The following is a 7,338-nucleotide window of genomic DNA, read 5'->3' on the forward strand; positions in this document are numbered from 1 at the left end:
CGCCGAGTACCAGGTTTTCGAAGGACTTGCCGTCGACGGCGGCGTCAGTAAGACCGACGTCGATGGTTTGACCGTCTTTGTAGACGTCGTCGCCCTGAGCCTTGAGCTCGTACGGGGTCTCGGTGGTACCGGCCTTGATCACCACGGTGTCGCCGTTGCTCAGGGTGACGGTCAGGTCCTGTTTCAGGACCTGGTCGACCTTGACGGTGAACTTCGGTGCCGCGTCTTCCAGCACGTTGCCATTGCTTTCGATGGTGACGGTGATCTTGTCGCCTTCGTTGTTGGTCGGGTCGCCCGAGCCAGGCTCGTCGGTGACGACGGTGGTGTATTTGTCCTGGCCGAGGGTCAGTTGTTCAAACTGCTCGGCACCGGAAACGCTTTCCAGTTTGTTGACGATGGCCGGCTGGCCGCCGGTGAAGATGTCGTCGTTGACGGTGATGCTGGCAGTGCCGGAAGTACCGTTGGCCGGGATCTTGACCACGGTGCCGTCGGACAGGGTGAACGCCAGCGGACCATGGGCGCCCATCGGCAAGCCGGCCGCGTTGGTCAGGGTCACGGTGTAGGTGACCTGGCCACCTTCGGTGACGGTGGTTTTATCCACGGTCAGGGTGGCAGTGACTTCGCTGATGGTGTCGCCGATGGTGACGGTGGCCTTGTCGCCGAGCACCAGGTTTTCGAAGGACTTGCCGTCGACTGTGGCGTTATCGATACCGACTTCGACGGTTTGGCCGTCTTTGTAGACGTCGTCGCCCTGTGCCTTGAGCTCGTACGGAGTTTCGGTGGTACCGGCCTTGATCACGACGGTATCGCCGTTGCTCAGGGTCACGGTCAGGTCCTGTTTGAGGACTTGGTCGACCTTGACGGTGAACTTCGGTGCGGCGTTTTCCAGCACGTCGCCATTGCTTTCGATGGTGACAGTGATCTTGTCGCCTTCGTTGGCTGGGTCGGTTGGATCGCCCGAGCCAGGCTCGTCGGTGACGGTAGTGGTCAGCGTGGTGTCTTTCAGCGTCAGTTGTTCAAACTGCTCGGCGCCGCTGACGGATTCCAGCTTGTTGACGATGGCCGGCTGGCCGCCGGTGAAGATGTCGTCGTTGGCGGTAACGCTGGCGGAGCCGGTGGTGCTGTTGGCTGGCACGGTGATGGTGGTGCCATCGGAAAGCTTGAAGGTCAGCTCGCCGTGGTTGGCCATCGGCAGGCCGGCAGCGTTGGTCAGGGTCACGGTGTAGGTGACTGAACCGCCTTCGGTGACGGTGGTTTTATCCACGGTCAGGGTGGCAGTGACTTCGCTGATGGTATCGCCGATGGTCACGGTGGCCTTGTCGCCGAGTACCAGGTTTTCGAAGGACTTGCCGTCGACCGTGGCGTTATCGAGGCCGACTTCGACGGTCTGGCCGTCTTTGTAGACGTCGTCGCCCTGAGCCTTGAGCTCGTACGGGGTCTCGGTGGTGCCGGCCTTGATCACGACGGTATCGCCGTTGCTCAGGGTGACGGTCAGGTCCTGTTTCAGGACTTGGTCGACCTTGACGGTGAACTTCGGTGCAGCGTCTTCCAGCACGTCGCCGTTGCTTTCGATGGTGACGGTGATCTTGTCACCTTCGCCGGTCGGTTGGTCGGTGACGGTGGTGGTGTATTCGTCCTGGCCGAGGGTCAGTTTCTCGAACTGCTCGGCGCCGGAAACGCTTTCCAGCTTGTTGACCAGCGAAGGCTGACCGCCAGTGAAAATGTCATTGCTGGTGACGACCGTTGCGCTGCCGGTGGTGCTGTTGGCTGGCACGGTGATGGTGGTGCCATCGGAAAGCTTGAAGGTCAGTTCGCCGTGGTTGCTCATTGGCAGGCCGGCGGCGTTGGTCAGGGTCACGGTGTAGGTGACCGAACCGCCTTCGGTGACAGTGGTTTTATCCACGGTCAGGGTGGCAGTGACTTCGCTGATGGTATCGCCGATGGTCACGGTGGCCTTGTCGCCGAGCACCAGGTTTTCGAAGGACTTGCCGTCGACGGCGGCGTCAGTAAGACCGACGTCGATGGTTTGACCGTCTTTGTAGACGTCGTCGCCCTGAGCCTTGAGCTCGTACGGAGTTTCGGTGGTACCGGCCTTGATCACGACGGTGTCGCCGTTGCTCAGGGTCACGGTCAGGTCCTGCTTGAGGACCTGATCCACCTTGACGGTGAACTTCGGTGCGGCGTTTTCCAGCACGTTGCCGTTGCTTTCGATGGTGACGGTGATCTGGTCGCCTTCGTTGGCCGGGTCGGTCGGATCGCCCGAACCAGGTTCGTCGGTCACGGAAGTGGTCAGCGTGGTGTCATTCAGCGTCAGTTGTTCAAACTGCTCGGCGCCGCTGACGGATTCCAGCTTGTTGACGATGGCCGGCTGGCCGCCGGTGAAGATGTCGTCGTTGACGGTAATGCTGGCAGTGCCGGAAGTACCGTTGGCCGGGATCTTGACCACGGTGCCGTCGGACAGGGTGAACTCCAGCGGACCATGGGCGCCCATCGGCAGGCCGGCAGCGTTGGTCAGGGTCACGGTGTAAGTGATCTGGCCACCTTCGGTGACGGTAGTTTTATCCACGGTCAACGTAGCGACTACTTCAGTCACGGTGTCGCCGATGGTGACGGCAGCCTTGTCGCCAAGTGCCAGGTTTTCGAAGGACTTGCCGTCGACTGTGGCGTCAGTAACACCCACTTCGACGGTCTGACCGTCTTTGTAGACGTCGTCGCCCTGAGCCTTGAGCTCGTATGGGGTTTCGGTGGTGCCGGCCTTGATCACGACGGTGTCGCCGTTGCTCAGGGTCACGGTCAGGTCCTGCTTGAGGACCTGATCGACCTTGACGGTGAACTTCGGTGCGGCATTTTCCAGCACATCGCCGTTGCTTTCGATGGTGACGGTGATCTTGTCACCTTCGCCGGTCGGTTGGTCGGTGACCGTGGTGGTGTATTGGTCCTGGCCGAGGGTCAGCTTCTCGAACTGCTCGGCACCGCTGACGGATTCCAGCTTGTTGACCAGCGAAGGCTGACCGCCAGTGAAAATGTCATTGCTGGTGACGACCGTTGCGCTGCCGATGGTGCTGTTGGCTGGCACGGTGATGGTGGTGCCATCACTAAGCTTGAAGGTCAGTTCGCCGTGGTTGCTCATTGGCAGGCCAGCAGCGTTGGTCAGGGTCACGGTGTAGGTGACCGAGCCGCCTTCGGTGACAGTGGTTTTATCCACAGTCAGGGTGGCGGTGACTTCACTGATGGTATCGCCGATGGTCACGGCGGCCTTGTCGCCAAGTACCAGGTTTTCGAAGGACTTGCCGTCGATTATAGCGTCAGTAACACCTACTTCGACGATCTGGCCATCTTTGTAGACGTCGTCGCCCTGGGCCTTGAGCTCGTATGGAGTTTCGGTGGTACCGGCCTTGATCACCACGGTGTCGCCGTTGCTCAGGGTGACAGTCAGGTCCTGTTTCAGTACCTGATCGACCTTGACGGTGAACTTCGGCGCGGCGTTTTCCAGCACGTCGCCGTTGCTTTCGATGGTGACGGTGATCTGGTCACCTTCGCCGGTCGGTTGGTCGGTGACGGTGGTGGTGTATTCGTCCTGGCCGAGGGTCAGTTGTTCGAACTGCTCGGCACCGGAAACGCTTTCCAGCTTGTTGACCAGCGAAGGCTGGCCACCAGTGAAGATGTCATTGCTGGTGACGACCGTTGCGCTGCCGGTGGTGCTGTTGGCTGGCACGGTGATGGTGGTGCCATCACTAAGCTTGAAGGTCAGTTCGCCGTGGTTGCTCATTGGCAGGCCAGCAGCGTTGGTCAGGGTCACGGTGTAGGTGACCGAGCCGCCTTCGGTGACAGTGGTTTTATCCACAGTCAGGGTGGCGGTGACTTCACTGATGGTGTCGCCGATGGTGACAGCGGCCTTGTCGCCGAGTACCAGGTTTTCGAAGGACTTGCCGTCGATTACAGCGTCAGTAACACCAACTTCGATGGTCTGGCCGTCTTTGTAGACGTCGTCGCCTTGGGCTTTGAGCTCGTACGGAGTTTCGGTGGTACCGGCCTTGATCACCACGGTATCGCCGTTGCTCAGGGTCACGGTCAGGTCCTGTTTCAGGACTTGGTCGACCTTGACGGTGAATTTCGGTGCGGCGTTTTCCAGCACGTCGCCGTTGCTTTCGATGGTGACGGTGATCTGGTCACCTTCGCCGGTCGGTTGGTCGGTGACGGTGGTGGTGTATTCGTCCTGGCCGAGGGTCAGTTGTTCGAACTGCTCGGCACCGGAAACGCTTTCCAGCTTGTTGACCAGCGAAGGCTGGCCACCAGTGAAGATGTCATTGCTGGTGACGACGGTGGCGCTGCCAGTGGTGCTGTTGGCCGGCACGGTGATGGTGGTGCCATCGCTGAGCTTGAAGGTCAGCTCACCGTGGTTGGCCATCGGCAGACCGGCAGCATTGGTCAGGGTCACGGTGTAGGTGACCGAACCGCCTTCGGTGACGGTGGTTTTATCCACAGACAGGGTGGCGGTGACTTCACTGATGGTATCGCCGATGGTCACGGTAGCCTTGTCGCCGAGTACCAGGTTTTCGAAGGACTTGCCGTCAACGGCGGCGTCAGTGATGCCGACTTCGATGGTCTGGCCGTCTTTGTAGACGTCGTCGCCCTGGGCCTTGAGCTCGTATGGAGTTTCGGTGGTACCGGCCTTGATCACCACGGTATCGCCGTTGCTCAGGGTCACGGTCAGGTCCTGTTTCAGGACTTGGTCGACCTTGACGGTGAATTTCGGTGCGGCGTTTTCCAGCACGTCGCCGTTGCTTTCGATGGTGACGGTGATCTTGTCGCCTTCGTTGGCCGGGTCGGTTGGGTCGCCCGAACCAGGTTCGTCGGTCACGGACGTGGTCAGCGTGGTGTCATTCAGCGTCAGCTGTTCAAACTGCTCGGCGCCAGAAACGCTTTCCAGCTTGTTGACGATAGCCGGCTGGCCACCGGTGAAGATGTCGTCGTTGGCGGTGACGCTGGCCGAACCGGTGGTGCTGTTGGCTGGCACGGTGATGGTGGTGCCATCGCTGAGCTTGAAGGTCAGTTCGCCATGGTTGGCCATCGGCAGGCCGGCCGCGTTGGTCAGGGTCACGGTGTAGGTGACCGAACCGCCTTCGGTGACGGTGGTTTTATCCACAGTCAACGTAGCGACTACTTCAGTCACGGTGTCGCCAATGGTGACTGCGGCTTTATCACCGAGCACCAGGTTTTCGAAGGACTTGCCGTCGATTACAGCGTCAGTAACACCTACTTCGATGGTCTGGCCATCTTTGTAGACGTCGTCGCCCTGAGCTTTCAGCTCGTACGGGGTTTCGGTGGTGCCGGCCTTGATCACCACGGTGTCACCGTTGCTCAGGGTGACGGTCAGGTCCTGTTTCAGTACCTGATCGACCTTGACGGTGAACTTCGGTGCAGCGTTTTCCAGCACGTTGCCGTTGCTTTCGATGGTGACAATGATCTTGTCGCCTTCGTTGGCCGGGTCGGTTGGGTCGCCCGAACCGGGTTCGTCGGTCACGGAAGTGATCAGCGTGGTGTCATTCAGCGTCAGTTGTTCGAACTGCTCGGCGCCGCTGACGGACTCCAGCTTGTTGACGATGGCCGGCTGGCCACCGGTGAAGATGTCGTCGTTGGCGGTGACGGTGGCAGTACCGGACGTACCGTTGGCCGGGATCTTGACCACGGTGCCGTCGGACAGGGTGAACTCCAGCGGACCATGGGCGCCCATCGGCAGACCGGCAGCGTTGGTCAGGGTCACGGTATAAGTGATCTGGCCACCTTCGGTGACGGTGGTTTTATCCACAGTCAACGTAGCGACTACTTCAGTCACGGTATCGCCGATGGTCACGGCAGCCTTGTCGCCAAGCACCAGGTTTTCGAAGGACTTGCCGTCGATTACAGCGTCAGTAACACCTACTTCGACGATCTGGCCATCTTTGTAGACGTCGTCGCCCTGAGCTTTCAGCTCGTACGGGGTTTCGGTGGTGCCGGCCTTGATCACCACGGTGTCGCCGTTGCTCAGGGTCACGGTCAGGTCCTGTTTCAGTACCTGATCGACCTTGACGGTGAACTTCGGTGCGGCGTCTTCCAGCACGTTGCCGTTGCTTTCGATGGTGACGGTGATCTTGTCGCCTTCGCCCGCTGGCTGGTCGGTGACGGTGGTGGTGTATTCGTCCTGGCCGAGGGTCAGTTGTTCGAACTGCTCGGCACCGGAAACGCTTTCCAGCTTGTTGACCAGCGAAGGCTGGCCACCAGTGAAGATGTCATTGCTGGTGACGACCGTTGCGCTGCCGGTGGTGCTGTTGGCTGGCACGGTGATGGTGGTGCCATCACTAAGCTTGAAGGTCAGTTCGCCGTGGTTGCTCATTGGCAGGCCAGCAGCGTTGGTCAGGGTCACGGTGTAGGTGACCGAGCCGCCTTCGGTGACAGTGGTTTTATCCACAGTCAGGGTGGCGGTGACTTCACTGATGGTGTCGCCGATGGTGACAGCGGCCTTGTCGCCGAGTACCAGGTTTTCGAAGGACTTGCCGTCGATTACAGCGTCAGTCACGCCGACTTCGACGGTTTGGCCGTCTTTGTAGACGTCGTCGCCCTGGGCCTTGAGCTCGTACGGGGTTTCGGTAGTACCGGCCTTGATCACGACGGTGTCGCCGTTGCTCAGGGTCACGGTCAGGTCCTGTTTCAGGACTTGGTCGACCTTGACGGTGAACTTCGGTGCCGCGTTTTCCAGCACGTCGCCGTTGCTTTCGATGGTGACGGTGATCTGGTCGCCTTCGCCGGTCGGTTGGTCGGTGACGGTGGTGGTGTATTCGTCCTGGCCGAGGGTCAGCTGTTCGAACTGCTCGGCACCGCTGACGGACTCCAGCTTGTTGACCAGCGAAGGCTGGCCACCAGTGAAGATGTCATTGGTGGTGACGACGGTGGCGCTGCCAGTGGTGCTGTTGGCCGGCACGGTGATGGTGGTGCCATCGCTGAGCTTGAAGGTCAGCTCACCGTGGTTGGCCATCGGCAGACCGGCAGCATTGGTCAGGGTCACGGTGTAGGTGACCGAACCGCCTTCGGTGACGGTGGTTTTATCCACAGACAGGGTGGCGGTGACTTCACTGATGGTATCGCCGATGGTCACGGTAGCCTTGTCGCCGAGTACCAGGTTTTCGAAGGACTTGCCGTCAACGGCGGCGTCAGTCACGCCGACTTCGACGGTTTGGCCGTCTTTGTAGACGTCGTCGCCCTGGGCCTTGAGCTCGTATGGAGTTTCGGTGGTACCGGCCTTGATCACCACGGTATCGCCGTTGCTCAGGGTCACGGTCAGGTCCTGTTTCAGGACTTGGT

1 protein-coding gene is annotated in these 7,338 nt (G+C 60.1%); it reads right to left on the minus strand.

Annotation, left to right across the window (positions count from 1 at the left end):
• Positions 1-7,338, minus strand: a 7,338-nt coding sequence (locus CKW07_RS24970) for an immunoglobulin-like domain-containing protein (protein WP_371850680.1), incomplete at both ends; no start/stop codon positions are given.

This window comes from Pseudomonas sp. Irchel s3b6 (assembly GCF_900187415.1).
Taxonomy (GTDB): Bacteria; Pseudomonadota; Gammaproteobacteria; order Pseudomonadales; family Pseudomonadaceae; genus Aquipseudomonas.